We start from the raw sequence: 16,521 nt of genomic DNA, 5'->3' as shown, positions 1-16,521 counted from the left end.
GCGGTATGCCAATCAATGAAGTAGAAATCATCAACAAACTGGGCTTACACGCCCGTGCCTCTAGTAAACTCACCCAACTAGCCAGCCAATTTCAATGCGAAGTTTGGCTAAGCCGCAATCAAAAACGCGTTAATGCAAAATCAATTATGGGTGTGATGATGTTAGCAGCGGGCAAAGGCAGCAAAATCATGCTAGAAACTGACAATGGCCCTGATGCAGATACGGCCATGACCGCCCTAACCGCCTTAATTGCCGATAAATTTGGTGAAGGCGAGTAAGCCACGTAAGTACTTTGTAAAAATGCAGATGAGTGACGCAAAGCTTGGCCTGCAACTTGTCGCAGCCTCAGTTTTCACAGCTAAAGAGACTCTGTACCCAAAATAGATTGCGATCACCGGCACGGTGGCAAGGAGGCTTATGAGCATTACGCTACAAGGGATTGGCATTGGTGGTGGGATTGCGATCGGGCAAGCTCATCTGATCTCCCACGCCGATATTGAAATTGCCCATTACCAACTATCTGCCGCCGATATCCCCGTCGAACTTGCACGCTTTGATGATGCTATTCGCGTTACCCGCAAATCTTTAGAAATGCTCTGGGGCAGCATCCCGGAAAACGCCCCCGCCGAATTGGGCGCATTTCTATCCTTGCATATCATGCTGCTTAACGATCATATGCTCTCTAAAGAGCCGCGCCATTTGATTGAGCAACATCACTGTAATGCGGAATGGGCGCTCAAGCTGCAACTAGAAGTACTGCTGGCCCAATTCGATGAGATCGAAGACGAATACCTCAGAGAGCGCCGTAGCGATGTAATTCAAGTGGTGGATCGTGTATTTAAAACGCTGGCTGGCCACGAAAACCACTCGCACCCACTGGCCGAAATTGCCCCCAACTGCATTCTAGTGGCGCACGATCTTAGCCCCGCCGATATGGTGCTATTTAAAGACACCAACTACCTCGCTTTTATTACCGATGTGGGTGGTCCCACCTCCCATACGGCCATCTTGGCCCGCAGCTTAGATTTGCCATCGGTACTTGCGCTACGCCATGCCCGAGAGCTGATTCGCGAAGATGAGTTGATTATTGTTGACGGAATTAACGGTATCGTCATCGTTGATCCTGACGAAATCATTCTTAAAGAATACCGCCACCGTCAGCGCGATTGGCTCAAAAAACAAAAAGCACTACAAGATATTCGTACCCGTCAGCCCATCACTAAAGACGGCGAAGAGATCGAGCTATTTGCCAATATTGAAGTTCCAGACGATTGCAAATTATCTATAGAAAACGGCGCGACCGGCGTGGGCCTGTTTCGCTCAGAGTTTTTGTTTTTATCTGAATCTGATTTGCCGACCGAAGAAGAACAATTTATCGCCTATAAGCAAGTTGCCGAAGCAATGAAAGGCCAGCCGGTGATTATCCGCACCGTCGATTTAGGCAAAGATAAAATTCCTAAGTGGCAGCAAGAGCGAGAAACCCCTAACCCAGCGCTAGGGCTGACCGGCATTCGCCTCTGCATGGCCGAACCGCAAATGTTTCGCACCCAGCTGCGCGCCCTATTACGGGCATCGGCCTACGGCAAAATCAAGCTATTACTCCCCATGCTCTCTTATGTGGGGGAAGTGCGGCAAACTCGTAAACATTTAGAGGAGGCGAAATCCCAGCTTAGAGATGATGGCGTAGCTTTTGATGAGAACATCGAGCTAGGCGGCATGATTGAAGTGCCAGCCGCTGCCGTGCAAGTGGCACAGTTTTTAGCTCATCTCGATTTTATCTCGATCGGCACCAACGACTTAATCCAGTACACCCTCGCCGTAGATCGTAACGACGATGCGGTATCGCATCTTTACGACCCACTACACCCAGCGGTGATTCAGCTACTACACCACGTAATTAGCACCGCCACCCGCATGGGCAAGCCGGTATCAATGTGCGGAGAGATGGCGGGCGATCCAGCGCTAACACGGCTATTACTCGGCCTTGGCCTGCGCCGGTTTTCTATGCTGCCGATTCAGCTGCTCAAAGTAAAGCAAGAAATCCTGACCGGCGAGCTGCATAAAATCAAACCCATCGTCGAGCAAATGCTCATCGCCGAAGACGCCCAATGCCTGCGTGGCTTATTGCAAGAATTGCACCAACTGTAAACAGGGCATGGCATCATGCCGTGCCCACTACCGCTTAATTAATACAAACTTGCCTCCCCTTCTGGCCGAGTTTTAAAGCGGCGGTGTAGCCAGTAGTATTGCGACGGGTGCTCACGCACCCGCTCTTCAATAAATGCATTCATGCGCGCAGTATCGGCCATCACATCGTCGCTCGGAAAATTTTCCCACGCTGGGTAATAGCGGCAAACAAAGCCGTTTTTTTCCAGCGTGGTAATCACCGGCACCACGCGAGCTTTGCCCATAGCTGAAAGCCGTGACAAACCCGGCACGGTCGCGGTTTGAATCCCAAAAAACGGTACAAACACAGACTCACGCGGGCCAAGATCCTGATCGGGCAAATAGTAAAAACACACGCCCTGCTTAATCGCCCGCAAAATGCCGCGTATGCCTTCGCTGCGCTTAACTAGTAGCGGCTCATTAAAGCGGCGACGCCCTCGTAAGAGCAACAAATCAAAGGCATTATCATGCGCGGAGGAATACATCGTTGCGCCGCGATGATCCACCATATGCCGAGTGCCCCCAAAATCCAGCCCTAAAAAATGCGGTGCCAGCAAAATGATATTCTGGTCTTCTACCTCAGAGAAATGCTCCAACCCTTCGCGCCGAACCAGTTTTTCAATCTGCGCCTGAGTGCCAAACCATAATTTGCTATAGAGAAAAATACAGGTACAAAACTCACGATAATGCTGCCTAAGTATCGCTTCATGCTGGCCAGTAGCCCACTCGGGAAAGCACAATTTTAAATTGGCCAACCCAATTTTGCGACGACTTTTTACTGCGATATACAGCAAGTATCCCAACACCGCCCCAAAGCCTCGCAACAGCCACTGTGGCAAGCTACTTAAACACCAAAAAATAATAAGTAAAAAATGATAAATCATAGCGACCTGAAAGATAAAAACAACATACCTGAAAATAAATCCAAGAAAAATTAGCAGGGTAAATACAATGTATTTTGTAAGTAGAGCAGCCCTAATACAGTAATAATGGCCCCCTCCCCAACATAAAACCCACCTCTTAAACCACGGAAGAAAAGCAGAACACGGAGGGGCACGGAGCAAAACATACGCAAGGCTTTCTCCGTGAAACTCCGTGTCCTCTGGGACCTCTGTGGTTTAAGGTTTGGGTTTCTCGTGAAGCACGCCCTCCACTTCCCCATCGGGCAATAGCGCGCCTGCTGGGCGCTTATAACGGTTATAGCTCCACAGATACTGGCTGGGAGCACGGCGTATCATTCGTTCTACATTGCGATTCAAAATTGCCGCATCGGCTTGTGCATCCCCACCAAATGCCTCATCCAGTGGCGCAAAATGCATTTTAAAACCCCGCCCCCAAGATAGGCGCTCGGCAAAGCACATCAAGATTACTGGCTGAGTTGATTTACTTAAACGGGGCAGCAGAGTCATTGTGTAAGCTAGCTTACCAAAGAATGGCGACCAAGCCCCCTCACCCGCACCAGGTGCCTGATCTGGAAGTACATAAATTGCTTGCTTATCTTTTAAGGTGCGCAGTAAGATCTTTACACCACTGGCATTAGCGGGGGCAGCACGGCCATTGGCACGGTTTCGGCCAGTGACCATTAAAGGCTCAAGCCATTTAAGTTTGGGTGGACGATACAAAGCCGCCAACACGCAAGGAATCTGTGTGCTTATATACACACCACAGACTTCGATTCCACCAAGGTGCGGGGATACAAACATCATGGGGCGGCCGCTTTGTAAAGCAGCCTCAACATGCTCCCAGCCTTCACGCTCTTTTACCCAATCGGCAACCTGCTTTGGGGTTCTAAGCCAAGCTGGTAAAAGTTCTAAGGCTCCCATGCCATGGGCACTCACACTTAAACGGTGCAATCGCTTATAATCTGCCCCGTTTTGCGCAATACCCGACTGCTGCAAGTTGGCAGCCAAACGCTGTCTGTAGCGTGGCGATAACAGCCAAGCCAGCCAGCCAAGCAAGGCCCCAAGGCCATGAAATAGCCACAGGGGCAAGTAAGCAAAAGGTTTTAGCAGCAGCATCAGGTTTTTACGCAATATTAGGGCCAGCCCCGGATTCTACCGGCAAAATAGGCTGCTAAGCCCCTCTTTGACAGGGAAACAATAATGAAAGAATTCCTCTTTACCTCTGAATCGGTTTCTGAAGGCCATCCAGATAAAGTAGCGGATCAGATCTCTGATTCCATCCTTGACGCCATTCTGACGCAAGATAAGCATGCACGCGTTGCAGCAGAAACACTGGTTAACACCGGCTTGGTGGTTCTCGCTGGTGAAATTACCACTCACGCCAATGTTGATTATATTCAAATTGCCCGCGATACCATCAAGCGTATTGGCTACGACCATAGTGATATTGGCTTTGATTACAAAACTTGCGCGGTACTGGTGGCTTATGACAAGCAAAGCCCAGACATCGCTCAAGGTGTAAACGAAGGCCAAGGCTTAGATTTAGACCAAGGCGCTGGCGATCAAGGCCTGATGTTTGGCTATGCCTGCGATGAAACACCGCAGCTGATGCCTATGCCGATTTACTACTCACACCGCCTGATGCAGCGCCAGTCTGAAGTTCGCAAAGACGGCCGCCTGCCTTGGCTGCGCCCAGATGCTAAATCGCAAGTGACCGTTCGCTACGATAAAGACACCGGCATGGCGATTGGTATCGATACCATCGTACTTTCTACCCAGCACCACCCGGATGTCAGCCACGCTCAGTTGTCTGAAGCGGTGATCGAAGAAATCATCAAGCCAGTGATTCCACCTGAACTGCTACACAACACCAAATACCTGATCAACCCAACTGGCCGTTTTGTGATTGGTGGCCCGATGGGCGATTGTGGTTTAACTGGCCGTAAAATTATTGTCGATACCTACGGTGGTGCAGCGCCACACGGCGGCGGTGCATTCTCGGGTAAAGATCCATCCAAGGTAGACCGCTCAGCCGCTTACGCTGGCCGTTATGTAGCTAAGAACATCGTTGCCGCTGGCATCGCCAAGCAATGCTTGGTGCAAGTGTCCTACGCAATTGGCGTGGCACAACCAGTATCGATCATGGTGGATACATGGGGCACAGGTAAATTGCCTGAGCACGACATTGTTGAACTGATCAAACAGCACTTCGATTTACGCCCGAAAGGCATTATCCAAATGCTCGATCTACTGCGCCCGGTTTACACACGCACTGCGGCGTATGGCCACTTTGGTCGTGAAGAACCAGACTTCTCGTGGGAGCGAACCGATAAGGTTGAGGTCTTGCGGGCAGCTGCTGGGTTGTAAGCGATACATCAAGGCTGGAGTGATTCAGCCATATAAAAACGGGGAAGCCAAAACTTCCCCGTTTTTATATTACGCACTTAATTATTTTTTACTACGACGACGCAAAACCAAACCAATCAGGCCCATCCCCATCAGAGCATAGGTTTCTGGCTCTGGCACAGGGCTAGTTAAATTACCTTTAAATGGCTCATAGCCAAGCTCTAAATTGCTTTCTAAAGAATGAGCAATCACAGAGCCTTCAACGTGAGCAGTGCCGTAAATCGCCGCTTGTGGCGCTAAGATACTGCCCCAAACAAAGGTATTTACCGATAACTTTTTAGCATTAGGCAAATTAAACAAAATATTGCTGCGCATTGCTTCCATCTGGCCCAGTTGCCCGCCGGCTAAAACGATATCACTAAAGGAGCCGGTATAATTAATAATTACGGTAGCGTCTTTTTTTATATTTGTTAGGTTCAAATTTAAAAACTCAGTCGCCTTTAAATTAAACACCTGCTGCAAAGACTTATTATCGCCTTTTAAAGTAAAGCCTCCATTTTCATGAATAACTTGACCATTGGTTTTGCTGTTTGCTAGGCCATTAGATAAAGCGCTTAACTCTTTTTTTGCTTTATCAAAATCAACGACTGATTTAACACTGATATCTGTTTTTAAATCTGCCCAACCTTTATTCTTAACAATCTTACCGCCAACAACACCATAACCCGCATTTAATGCACCCAATTCTTGTTTCACATCTGGGCCATAACTTTTATTGGTGTCGGTCTTCTTTACTGGGCCATTGTAGATATCCAGCTGCTTATCAACCATATTCCCAGCAACAACCAAAGAAGGGCCTTTCGTGCCGTGAGCATTACGGAAACCAATGGTATTTAAAGTAGCGGCAGTTAAATTACCACCAACCGCCAACTTACCCTCAACATCATTACCACCATTTACATTTGAAAAGAAAAAACCACTGTAATCATTAGCAATTCCTAAATTAGAAAGGGCCGCTGAAGCAGGTTGAGTAAATGCTAATATACCCGCAGCAATTAAAGTAAAACGAAAAATCATCATAACTCCTTCTGTTTTTGTATATACAGTATGAATTATGGCGAATCCATGCCAACACTGGCGTTTTAATTGGGTAAGCCCTATGAAATAAAAAACAAACATTTGAAAGAATAAATGCATAAAAATATCTAAGCTCCCCCTCCTCCTACCCACAACCCAAGTAAAAACAAGGCTTTAACCAGGTAAAACAACTTATAAAAAGGTACCTAGCCATAGATAAACAATCATATTATTAACAATATTAATGACAATTGAATAATTTTTTGTTAAAAAAAACCAACAAATAATCTTTTTCTTATTTAGATTGGCTTAGTTTTTTCCACGATTGCATTTGCGCAACAATCACCCCAAGCAGCACCAAGCCTCCGCCTAGAAGATGAAATATTTGAATCGCCTCGCCTAAGGTAAACATTGCAATCAAAGCCGTAAATAAAGGAAGTAGATTCATAAATACGGCCGTTCGATCCGCGCCTAAGTGATGTACGCCATGCATCCAGCAATATGCAGCAACCAAAGAAGATGCAATCCCTGCAAACAAGACCAAGCCCACGCCTTCAGCCGGAATCGCCATGCTTTGCGTACTAAAAGCAACTGGAATCAATATCAGCACCGCTAAGACAATTTGTATATATAAGCTATGCCAGTGTTTGAAAGGCAAAGCCCAGCGGCGCAATAAAATACCATAGAGCGCGTAAGCCACAGTGCCTGCCAGCATCAACGCATCGCCATGATTAATCCCGCTATGCAGCAAACTGGCAGGATGCCCTTTGCCCAGTAAAAACAGCACCCCACAAAGTGAAAGAAATATCCCCAAACTTGCAGCCATACTTGGCTTCGTTTTGGTCATAAATGCATTCAGCAACAAGGATGACAGCGGCACCAAAGAGGTAATCACCCCCATATTAGTGGCCGTTGTGCTATGCGCCGCATAATAGGCTATGCACTGAAACAGCACCATGCCAAGCAGCGCAAGCACTACAAACTTACTCAAATAAGGGCGAATAGCTTGGCGTTGTTGCCAAACGGCCTTTAAACAAAAGGGAGTCAGGATAAGAGCCGCTAAAAACCAGCGATAAAACGAAATCGCCCCCGGCTCAAGCACGCCCGCCGCGGCTTTAGAAACAACGGTATTGGTGGCCCAAATCATCACGGCCAAGAGTGGAAAAAATATATGCATAAAACTGACTTTCAAAAAAAATGAATAGCCACTAGTATAGGCCTGTCTTTTTTTATACTAATACGGCAAAACAGACAATCCATGTCTGTAAGCAGACAAATCCCCTGCCCCAAGGCCATCACGATGTCCTTACCCTATAGCCAAGCCGATTTAAGCTTAAAACAACCTAATCCGCTGTATTTTCGTTATCAGCAAATGCTGGCCAACACACAATGCATAAGCCACCAACACCCTTGGGGCCAAATTTGCTGGATTAGTCTTGGGATTATGGAAATATCGCTTGAGCAGCAAGCGCTGATCTCCCCTGCCAATTTTCTAGTTTGGATTCCTGCTAATACCCCCCACGCAGCATATGTCCGCCAAGCGCTCGATTACACCTCGATCTATGTTTCGGCGGAGCTAGCCCAACGCTTGCCCAATGAAACCTGCCTACTTGCGCAAACCCCGTTGATTAGTGCGCTGATTAACGACTTTTGCCAGCGCCAAGTCAGCCACATGCAAAGCGCTAGCGATCATCATCAGGCGGAGTTACTGATTGCTCGGCTAAGCCAATGCGAGCGCGCAGCCAACTTTCTGCCCTCTAGCCAAGACCGGCTATTGCTTCCTATCTTAAATACATTACAAGCCGAGCCCAATAATGATCGCAGCCTTGCAAGCTGGGCTCAAGAAGTGCACAGCACCGAGCGCACCTTAGCGCGGCGCTTTCAAAAAGAGCTGGGCATGAGCTTTGGTCAATGCCGCAATCGCATTCGCTTATTGCAAGCCCTGGCATGGCTAAAAGAAGATAAATCGATTCAAGATATTGCATGGCGCTTAGGTTATGGCACGCCATCGGCTTTTATTGCCATGTTTAAGCAATTAATTGGTTTTTCTCCCGAGCGATATCGGCGACAAATACACGGGGCAAGCCATCTATAAAATTGGGTTAGATAAATCATATGACCTACTTAATTAAGCCAATTCAATCCTCGTTTGGTTTATGCAATTCACATCACAGTAAATAAGCTGCAATACAATTTGTCATTAATGTAAAAATAGGATAAAAAAGAGGCTAGCTTATTACCTAAAAATAAAAAAAGGAAAGCGCACCAATGACAATGATCCACCTCGCCGCCAGCCTTGCGCTGCTTTGGCTGCATTTGGCTAGCCTAAGCTTAGCCTTGGGCCGCTTCATGCCCTATGCCATCGCTCGTAGTGTGGGTGTGCTGCTCATTACCCTTCTCATGTTTTTTATTGAGCACTTTATTGGTCTTGGTAATCTCAATGGCCTATGGCCCATTACCGCTATCCTTGCTGCCTTTACCCTATATCTATTTAAACAAGAAGCTTGTAGCTGTCGTTTTAAAGCGGCTGAAATCGCCTTCTTGATGGCCCTTGCCTATGGGCTGATTTGGAAATTTATATTCCCTGCAATTTACCCAACATCGGAACGAGTGACTGATCTTTATTTTATGGCCAATTATTATTCAGGCAGCATTTTGCCGCCGCCAGATCATTGGTTTGCAGGTCATCGCTTTGATTTCTATTACGCCTTTCAGCATTATGCCGCCGCACTCATGGGACGGCTTTTTGGCTGGGATATTGGTTTTACCTATAACATCGCCTTTGCCCTATTAATGGCGCTGAGTTTAAGCCTTGCTTGGGAGTTCGCCACACGCTTTGTGGCAGGACGCGCGCATCAACTCCTACTGATTTTAGCTTTAACGCTTGGTGGCACGGGTGTTTCACCGCTATTAAATTTATTTGTTACCCCCGCCAACGATAACCCGATTAGCTGGCAAGCCAACGATCAAATGTGGGCCAGTGCTCGCTTTATTGGCAGTTATGATGCCCGAGTGAATACCGAGCTAGGCCAGCAGTTTTTCCCCTTACTCACTGCAGAAACAAAACCCAACCCTGAGTTTGAAGCGCGCGATTTACCGCTAGAAAACTTTGGCTATCAGTTTTTCCTTGGTGATTACCACCCGCCACTGGGTGGCTTTATGCTGCTATTTTTAGCACTAGCGCTGATTGCGTGGCTAGAGCAAAAACGCTCAGAACAAGAGATCCTGCACCCGCGCCTTGCCCAAGGCCTGCTGGCCCTTACCCTGCCAGTGATGCTGATTACCAATACTTGGATTACTCCGCTGCTTGCTGTGCTGCTTTTTAGCTGGGCGGCTTGGCGGCATTACAGCAAGAATCCCCCCGATTGGCAGGCTATTCTTGCAGGTGGCTTGCTGGGTTTTCTGCTGATTTACCCTTTTTTAGCCGGTTTTGCCAGCCAAGCCATTGGCACGCCGATCCGCTTAGTACACCGTATTGATCGCACCCCTATCGCCCAATTTATCTTACTGCTTTGGCCTTTATTGGCACTCTTTGGTTTAGCTCTCACTGAAAAGCGCCAGCGCCCCCTCGCCTTAGCACTAGTGATGGCCTTTGCCATCATGCTATTACTGGGTGAGTTTATCTTTGTAGATGACCCAAGCGCAGGCAAGTTTGAACGCACCAATACCACGATGAAGTGGTGGGGTTGGATGTGGAGCGGAGGCCTGTTAGCCGCTGGAGCAATGGCACTTGGCTCGGCCCGTCGCGGGGTCAGAAACAGCGCCGCACTGGTGCTGCTTTTAACATGCAGCTATGCCATCAATACCGCGCAATATATTTGGCACACTCCTAAAGGGGATTTAGGCAAACTGGCAGGCACGCATTGGTTTACCAATGATGCGCCGGTTAAAGACATTGTCCAATATTTAAAACATGCGCCGCAAGGCATTGTGTTAGAAAACTGGCTTAACGATGCTTACACTAACCAAACACTTTTCTCCCTTTATTCCCAACAAAGATCTTTGCTTGGCTGGCCTAATCACGTCAGTTTGTGGCATGGTGCTCCTCAGGAAGTGTGGCTGCTCAATCAAGAAATCAAAGACTTTTATCAAGCCAAGCACCCAGCGCCACTGCTTTGGTTGCTACAGCACAAAGTACAATACGTCGTCTGGGGCAGGCCAGAAAGCACCTCGCCGAATTGGCAAGCCATTAATGAATCTATTGCCAGCCAATATTACTGGCAGCCCTTCCTAGACACGCCAGATGAAAAAATGGGGGGTTGGGTAAAGCGGAAATAAGTATTGTGGGGTAGGCACTGCGCCCACGTAATCCCCTCCGCACTGATGCGTGGACACAAAAACGTGCCCACCCTACGTAGGATTATCTAATGCTACTTTCGATTGTCGTGCCTTGTTACAACGAAGAAGCCGTGATTGCCGAAACAATCAAACGGCTGTCTGCCTTTAGCCGTGAGCTCAATGAGCTCGCCGTTGAGTTTATTTTTGTCGATGATGGCAGCCGTGATGCCACGCGCAGCATCTTAAAACAACACGCCAGCCATGATGTACGCATTCGGCTGGTGAGCTTTGCTCGTAATTTTGGTCATCAAATTGCCGTAACTGCAGGTATAGACTGCGCTCGAGGCGATGCGGTGGTACTCATCGACGCCGATTTACAAGACCCGCCCGAAGCCATCCACGGCATGATTGAACAATGGCGTGCTGGCTTTGATGTGGTATACGGCACGCGCACTGATAGGCCTGGTGAATCTACCTTTAAACGCGCCACCGCCAAAGGCTTTTACCGCCTGCTCAATCGCCTATCCGATGTGCCAATTCCGCTCGATACTGGTGATTTTCGCCTAATGAGCCGCCGCGTGGTCGACACGCTAAAAGCCATGCCCGAGCGGGATCGTTTTGTACGCGGTATGGTGAGCTGGGCGGGCTTTAAGCAAGTTGCACTGCCTTACCAACGCGCCAAGCGTTTTGCAGGAGAAAGCAAATACCCACTGTCTAAAATGACCCGTTTTGCCTGCGACGGCATTATGTCTTTCTCTGCCAAACCTTTGCAGCTCGCCATGGCAATGGGCATGGGTACCTCTTTGCTGGCCTTAATCGGCATTTTCTACGCCCTATTTTTACGGATTTTCACCAATATATGGGTAGAGGGCTGGACTGCGCTAATGATAGCGGTGCTATTTTTAGGTGGAGTGCAGCTGATTTGCGTAGGGATTTTAGGAGAGTATATCGGCCGTATTTATACAGAATCCAAACAAAGGCCCTTATATGTGGTGCAAGAGTATTTTGGATTTCAAGAAGAAATCACCTTCTCGCGCAGCCCCGTAGTCGATAGAAAATAAATAACGGATGTTATACACAACCACTGAGTACACAAAAAACACTCAACGCACAAAAAAGAACAAATAGAATGGAGGTGATGCGGTCTTTGTTGGTGCTCTTTACGTTTTTCACAGCCTGTGTATTGATTGATCTTACTGCATAACATCAATAAATAATAAAACCCCAACCTTGAACCACGGAGAAAAACAAAGCAAGGGATCGCCCCTTATAGATTTCTCCATAAAACGCCGTGTTTTCTGTGCACTCCGTAGTTCAACATTTGGGTTTGGCAGGGCGCTTTACCCTTGCCAATCTATGCAAACTTCAGAAGTGATTAAAATGAATAGCACGCTATGAAACGACATCTACACACCATCATTGGCCTGATCATCGCCATTGCCTTAATTGGGCTGATTTTGTCGCAAACCAACGGGATTCAGCTCGCCTCGGCCATCCGTAGCAGTAATCCATTGTGGCTATTGCTAGCGCTAGTGATCTTTTGCACCGGCTTATTTGGCCGCGCCGCACGTTGGAGCAGCATGCTGCGCACCAGCAGCCCAGCCGCCACGCCACGAGCTTGCCTTCAACCTTTTTTAAGCAGCCTAGCGCTGAATAATCTACTACCATTTCGAGCGGGAGATCTTGCCAGATCGTTTGCTTTTAATAAGGAATTAGGTACAGGGCCGGGGCAGGTTTTGGCGTCTTTATTTGTGGAAAGGCTGCTCGATCTAGCCAGCCTACTGCTGTTTCTTGGCTTGGGCCTGTGGGTTTTTGGCATAGAAAATCTGCCTGCCTTTGGCAAACTCGGTGCGGGCAGTGCCGTCTTACTCGCCTCAGTGATTTTTATCTTGCTGGCCTTCCCCCGCTGGCTACAGCTTTTTATCGATGCCTGCCTTCGCCTTATTCATAAATTAGCACCGCACAGCGGCAACCACTTGGCCGACGAAGTAGCGGGGGCCATTAGCTTACTCGCTCATTTAGGCGGGCGACGCATCTTGCCGCTCATTGCCATGAGCCTAATCGTTTGGTCACTAGAAGGGCTCACTTTCTGGTGCGTAGCGCAAAGCGTTCCAGGTTTAATGAATAGCGCAGGCGCTTGGTTTGCCTTACCACTGGCCACCCTCGCTACCCTGATTCCTAGCACGCCTGGCTATGTTGGCACCTTTGATTATTTTGCCGTGTTCGCCATGAAGCTCACCCATAACGAACCTGTGCCCGCCGCCGCCTTTGCCTTTATTGTCCACTTATTGATATGGCTTCCCCCTACCTTAGTTGGCGGGTTGTGGTTACTTGTTTCTCGGAGAAAAGCATGACGACTCAGCACACCCAAGTCGCCATTATTGGTGCAGGTTTTACCGGCCTCGCAGCGGCTTATGAATTAAGCAAAGCGGGCGTGGATGTGATCATCCTAGAGGCTGAAGCGGATATCGGCGGTTTGGCGGCGGCCTTTGATCTTGGTGAAAAATCCGAAAAACTAGACCGCTTTTATCACCACTGGTTTACCAATGATTTAGAAGTGATGCAGCTCATTAAAGAGCTAAATCTTTGCGACAAAGTAAAAATCAACCCTAGCAACACCGGCATGTATTTTGCCAATCAGTTTTTCAAGCTCTCTACGCCTTGGGATTTACTTAGGTTTAAACCGCTAGCCTTCCCAGATCGCATCCGCCTAGGCCTGCTGGCCCTTAAAGCCCGCAAAGTAGAAAACTGGCAAGAGCTAGAAGACAAAACCGCAGCAGAATGGCTAAGAGAATTAGGCGGGGACAATGTTTACCGGATTGTTTGGGAGCCATTACTACGCGGTAAATTTGGCGCAGTGGCGGATCAAATCTCGGCGGTGTGGTTTTGGAATAAGCTCAAACTGCGGGGCAGCAGCCGTGGCAAGGGCGGTGAAGAGCGCCTTGCCTACTTTAAAGGCGGCTTTGTTGCCCTCGTTGAAGCGCTTGCAGCCAAGATAAAGCGCCGTGGTGCAGAAATACAAACCAGCACCCCTGTGCTATCTATCCAGCCCCAAGATGGCCGCTGGCTGATTAAAACCAGCAACGGGGAAATCCTCGCCGATCGAGTTGTCTCCACCCCTGCGCTGCCCTTATTGGCGCAAATGATTGAGTCTTGGGCATCTCCAGAATACTTGGCTCAGCTTAGGCGTATTAATTATCTTGCCAATGTTTGCTTGGTGCTAGAGCTAGATCGCTCGCTATCGGATACCTACTGGTTAAATGTAAACGATCCAAGCTTTCCTTTTGTGGGCGTCATTGAGCACACCAACTTTCAAAGTACTAAGAGCTACGATGGCAAGCACATTGTTTATCTATCCAAATACCTACCGCATACCGACGCGCTTTACCAAATGAGTAACGACGAGTTGCTGGCCTTTGCCCTGCCTCACCTACGCCGTATGTTTCCTAAATTTGAAGAAAGCTGGATCCAAAAGCACCATGTTTGGCATGCCCGCTGGGCCCAGCCCATCGTTGAAAAACACTATAGCCAGCTAATTCCCGCCTGCGAATCACCGCAGCATGGTTTATTTTTAGCCTCAATGGCACAAATCTACCCTGAAGACCGCGGTACCAACTACGCTATCCGCGAGGGGCGCAGAATGGGACGGCATTTAAGCGATTTAATTAACGACTAAGAAAAAAGCCCCTCGCAAGGGGCTTCTAAAATCGCATTAATTGGCAACTCTCAACCAAACAACTTGCCTTTCAGCATATCTAGCCCAGCTGAAAGCAGGTTGCCGCTTCCTTCTGGCACTTCACCATTAGGAGTAAGTTGATTAATAAGCTGTGGCAGGTATTCAGAAATCTTGGCGGCGGCATCACTAGGATCTACACCCAGTTTTTCCGCTACAGAACTAACGGCATCGCTACCTAATACAGCTTGAATTTGCTCGCCACTTACAGGTAGGTTTTCACCATTACCTACCCAAGACTGCACGATATCGGTGAGCCCACCGTTTTGAAATTTTTCAACTAAACCAGAAATACCGCCTTGCTGCTCTAATACGCCAGATAAAGACTGGACCAAACCATCGGGTAATTCTTTTCCGCCCAAAAACTGCCCAGCCAACTGATCGATAAGTCCCATACGGTGTACTCCAAGCTAAGAAGAAGGAAAAGGCATTTTGCCCTAATTACGCGCTACTGACTTAGACTAGACCAAGAAAATCATAGGCCCTAGCAGATCTTATCCACGCTTATCATCAATAATTATTGCAATCCATCGCCGTCCATAGGTTTTATTTCACAAAAATCAAATAGACACGCCACGCCTCGTCAGCTTTTTAACAGTAGCGTTGTCGTGGCATAGCAGAACATGGGACAATTTGCCTATCTGTTTAATTGCACTGGATTTTGCGTCATGGCTCTAATCATTACCGATGAATGTATCAATTGCGACGTTTGCGAACCTGAGTGCCCGAATAGCGCCATCAGCCAAGGCGACGAGATCTATGTGATTGATCCAAACCTCTGCACCGAATGCGTAGGGCACTACGATGAACCGCAATGCCAGCAAGTATGCCCTGTTGACTGTATTCCGCTCGATCCTGAGCACAAGGAAACCAAAGAAGAGCTACATCAAAAGTACCTCATTATCAGCGCATAAAAATCAGTACGTAGCGAGACAAAATGGCCCTAACACCGCACTCCAACCGTGGTGTAACCGCGCTGGAAACCTTTTGTCTCTTTACTCGGGTAGCATACTGCGCTGACATTTAGCCAACGCCCTTTATGCTTGGCTACTGGCTGGTTTTACTCTGCAAAGCGCTTTTCCCTTCGTAACAAATTCAATCCACGAGAATAATAATGAACCATCGCATTCTTTTTGTTGAAGATGATGCAGAACTGGCGGAGCTGGTTGGAAGTTTTTTACGCTCATTTGAATTTACTGTTGAAGTGTTACCAGATGGCAGCAGCCTCATTGAAGCGGTGCGTAATAACCCACCATCCTTGGTCTTGCTCGATATTATGTTGCCAGGCAAAGATGGCCTAACGCTATGCCGTGAAATCCGCGAGTTTTGGACTGGCCCAGTGATTTTACTCACTTCGCTCAATAGCGATATGAATCAGATTCTAGGCTTTGAAATCGGCGCGACTGACTACGTGGTAAAAACCACGCCGCCATCGGTGTTGCTAGCCCGAATACGTGCCCATCTACGTAAAACGGCCAGCGGCACGCCGCTTGTATCCAGCCCAGTGCCAGCGGCAGATCGCTCTACGCTAAATTTTGGCCAGCTTTTAGTCGATTTACGCAACCGCACCGCCAGTTATCGTGGCGAAGCGCTAGGCTTATCCACGGGTGATTTTGATTTGCTATGGGCATTAGCCAGCCACGCCGGCGATATTTTATCGCGCGATCACTTATTAAAAGTATTACGCGGCATTGAATACGACGGCATGGATCGTAGTATTGATGTGGCGATCTCGCGTTTACGTAAAAAGCTGGATGATGATCCGCACGAGCCACGCAAAATCAAAACCATCCGCCACAAAGGTTATTTATTTGCGACAGATATCTGGTGGCAAGAATAAGCACAGCGTTAAGCGCACTCAAAATTGCATTTAACCTATTGCGGCGTTAGGGTCTGTTGACGTTGGATTCACGGCTTCGCGCAATGGCGAATCCAACGTCAACAACACATCATGATCTTCACGGGCCAAAACTAGTTTTGCGTACTATTCTCTCAGCAGCAAATAACCGCCCTCTGCTC

Annotated in this window: 15 protein-coding genes; 10 read left to right on the top strand and 5 right to left on the bottom strand. The window is 48.1% G+C overall.

Going from position 1 to position 16,521, the window contains the following annotated elements:
- Positions 1-5 precede the first annotated feature (5 nt).
- Both C1H71_RS10755 and ptsP read left to right on the top strand, forming a co-directional pair.
- Positions 6-278 (top strand): HPr family phosphocarrier protein, encoded by a 273-nt coding sequence (locus C1H71_RS10755; RefSeq protein WP_130106550.1) that lies wholly within the window; start codon positions 6-8, stop codon positions 276-278.
- Positions 279-417: 139 nt separating this feature from the next.
- Entirely contained in the window at positions 418-2,148 is a 1,731-nt protein-coding gene (gene ptsP / locus C1H71_RS10750; RefSeq protein ID WP_130106549.1) for a phosphoenolpyruvate--protein phosphotransferase, read from the top strand.
- Positions 2,149-2,186: 38 nt separating this feature from the next.
- Here ptsP and C1H71_RS10745 read toward each other — a convergent pair whose 3' ends face one another.
- Positions 2,187-3,050: a lysophospholipid acyltransferase family protein gene (locus C1H71_RS10745; protein WP_130106548.1), complete on the bottom strand. Its 864-nt coding sequence runs from the start codon at positions 3,048-3,050 to the stop codon at positions 2,187-2,189.
- Between the two features lie 234 nt (positions 3,051-3,284).
- On the bottom strand, positions 3,285-4,199 hold the full coding sequence (locus C1H71_RS10740) for a lysophospholipid acyltransferase family protein (protein ID WP_262488269.1): 915 nt from the start codon (positions 4,197-4,199) through the stop codon (positions 3,285-3,287).
- Positions 4,200-4,268: 69 nt separating this feature from the next.
- Here C1H71_RS10740 and metK point away from each other — a divergent pair, with 69 nt between their 5' ends.
- Entirely contained in the window at positions 4,269-5,435 is a 1,167-nt protein-coding gene (gene metK / locus C1H71_RS10735; RefSeq protein WP_130106547.1) for a methionine adenosyltransferase, read from the top strand.
- Positions 5,436-5,516: 81 nt separating this feature from the next.
- Here the strand turns inward: metK and C1H71_RS10730 are convergent, their stop codons facing one another.
- The gene (locus C1H71_RS10730) at positions 5,517-6,611 is read right to left on the bottom strand and encodes a collagen-binding domain-containing protein (RefSeq protein ID WP_130106546.1); all 1,095 of its coding nucleotides are present in this window, start codon (positions 6,609-6,611) and stop codon (positions 5,517-5,519) included.
- Positions 6,612-6,786: 175 nt separating this feature from the next.
- Positions 6,787-7,668 carry a DMT family transporter gene (locus tag C1H71_RS10725; RefSeq protein WP_130106545.1) on the bottom strand — a complete coding sequence of 294 codons (882 nt, stop codon included), beginning with the start codon at positions 7,666-7,668 and terminating at the stop codon, positions 6,787-6,789.
- 81 nt (positions 7,669-7,749) lie between these two features.
- On the opposite strand from C1H71_RS10725, the gene C1H71_RS10720 reads away from it, so the two are divergent.
- From C1H71_RS10720 to C1H71_RS10700, 5 genes are all read left to right on the top strand, one after another.
- A complete protein-coding gene (locus C1H71_RS10720; RefSeq protein WP_262488268.1) occupies positions 7,750-8,586 on the top strand; it encodes an AraC family transcriptional regulator in 837 nt (278 codons plus the stop codon).
- Between the two features lie 173 nt (positions 8,587-8,759).
- Positions 8,760-10,769 carry a DUF2298 domain-containing protein gene (locus C1H71_RS10715; protein WP_130106544.1) on the top strand — a complete coding sequence of 670 codons (2,010 nt, stop codon included), beginning with the start codon at positions 8,760-8,762 and terminating at the stop codon, positions 10,767-10,769.
- 89 nt (positions 10,770-10,858) lie between these two features.
- A complete protein-coding gene (locus C1H71_RS10710; protein ID WP_130106543.1) occupies positions 10,859-11,830 on the top strand; it encodes a glycosyltransferase family 2 protein in 972 nt (323 codons plus the stop codon).
- A gap of 333 nt (positions 11,831-12,163) precedes the next feature.
- The gene (locus tag C1H71_RS10705) at positions 12,164-13,123 is read left to right on the top strand and encodes a lysylphosphatidylglycerol synthase transmembrane domain-containing protein (RefSeq protein ID WP_130106542.1); all 960 of its coding nucleotides are present in this window, start codon (positions 12,164-12,166) and stop codon (positions 13,121-13,123) included.
- Positions 13,120-14,445, top strand: a complete 1,326-nt coding sequence (locus C1H71_RS10700) for an NAD(P)/FAD-dependent oxidoreductase (protein ID WP_262488267.1) — start codon at positions 13,120-13,122, stop codon at positions 14,443-14,445. Before C1H71_RS10705 ends, C1H71_RS10700 begins: the two co-directional genes overlap by 4 nt.
- Before the next feature lie 50 nt (positions 14,446-14,495).
- Here the strand turns inward: C1H71_RS10700 and C1H71_RS10695 are convergent, their stop codons facing one another.
- Positions 14,496-14,897 carry a YidB family protein gene (locus C1H71_RS10695; RefSeq protein WP_130106540.1) on the bottom strand — a complete coding sequence of 134 codons (402 nt, stop codon included), beginning with the start codon at positions 14,895-14,897 and terminating at the stop codon, positions 14,496-14,498.
- Between the two features lie 273 nt (positions 14,898-15,170).
- On the opposite strand from C1H71_RS10695, the gene C1H71_RS10690 reads away from it, so the two are divergent.
- Together C1H71_RS10690 and rstA are read left to right on the top strand one after the other, a co-directional pair.
- Entirely contained in the window at positions 15,171-15,416 is a 246-nt protein-coding gene (locus C1H71_RS10690; protein ID WP_046350522.1) for a YfhL family 4Fe-4S dicluster ferredoxin, read from the top strand.
- Positions 15,417-15,616: 200 nt separating this feature from the next.
- Positions 15,617-16,342 carry a two-component system response regulator RstA gene (gene rstA / locus C1H71_RS10685; protein ID WP_130106539.1) on the top strand — a complete coding sequence of 242 codons (726 nt, stop codon included), beginning with the start codon at positions 15,617-15,619 and terminating at the stop codon, positions 16,340-16,342.
- The last annotated feature ends 179 nt before the right edge of the window (positions 16,343-16,521 follow it).

This window comes from Iodobacter fluviatilis (assembly GCF_004194535.1).
GTDB classification, from domain to species: Bacteria; Pseudomonadota; Gammaproteobacteria; order Burkholderiales; family Chitinibacteraceae; genus Iodobacter; species Iodobacter fluviatilis_A.
Note: the sequence above shows the minus strand (reverse complement) of the source record. Positions and strands in the feature narration are given on the sequence as shown.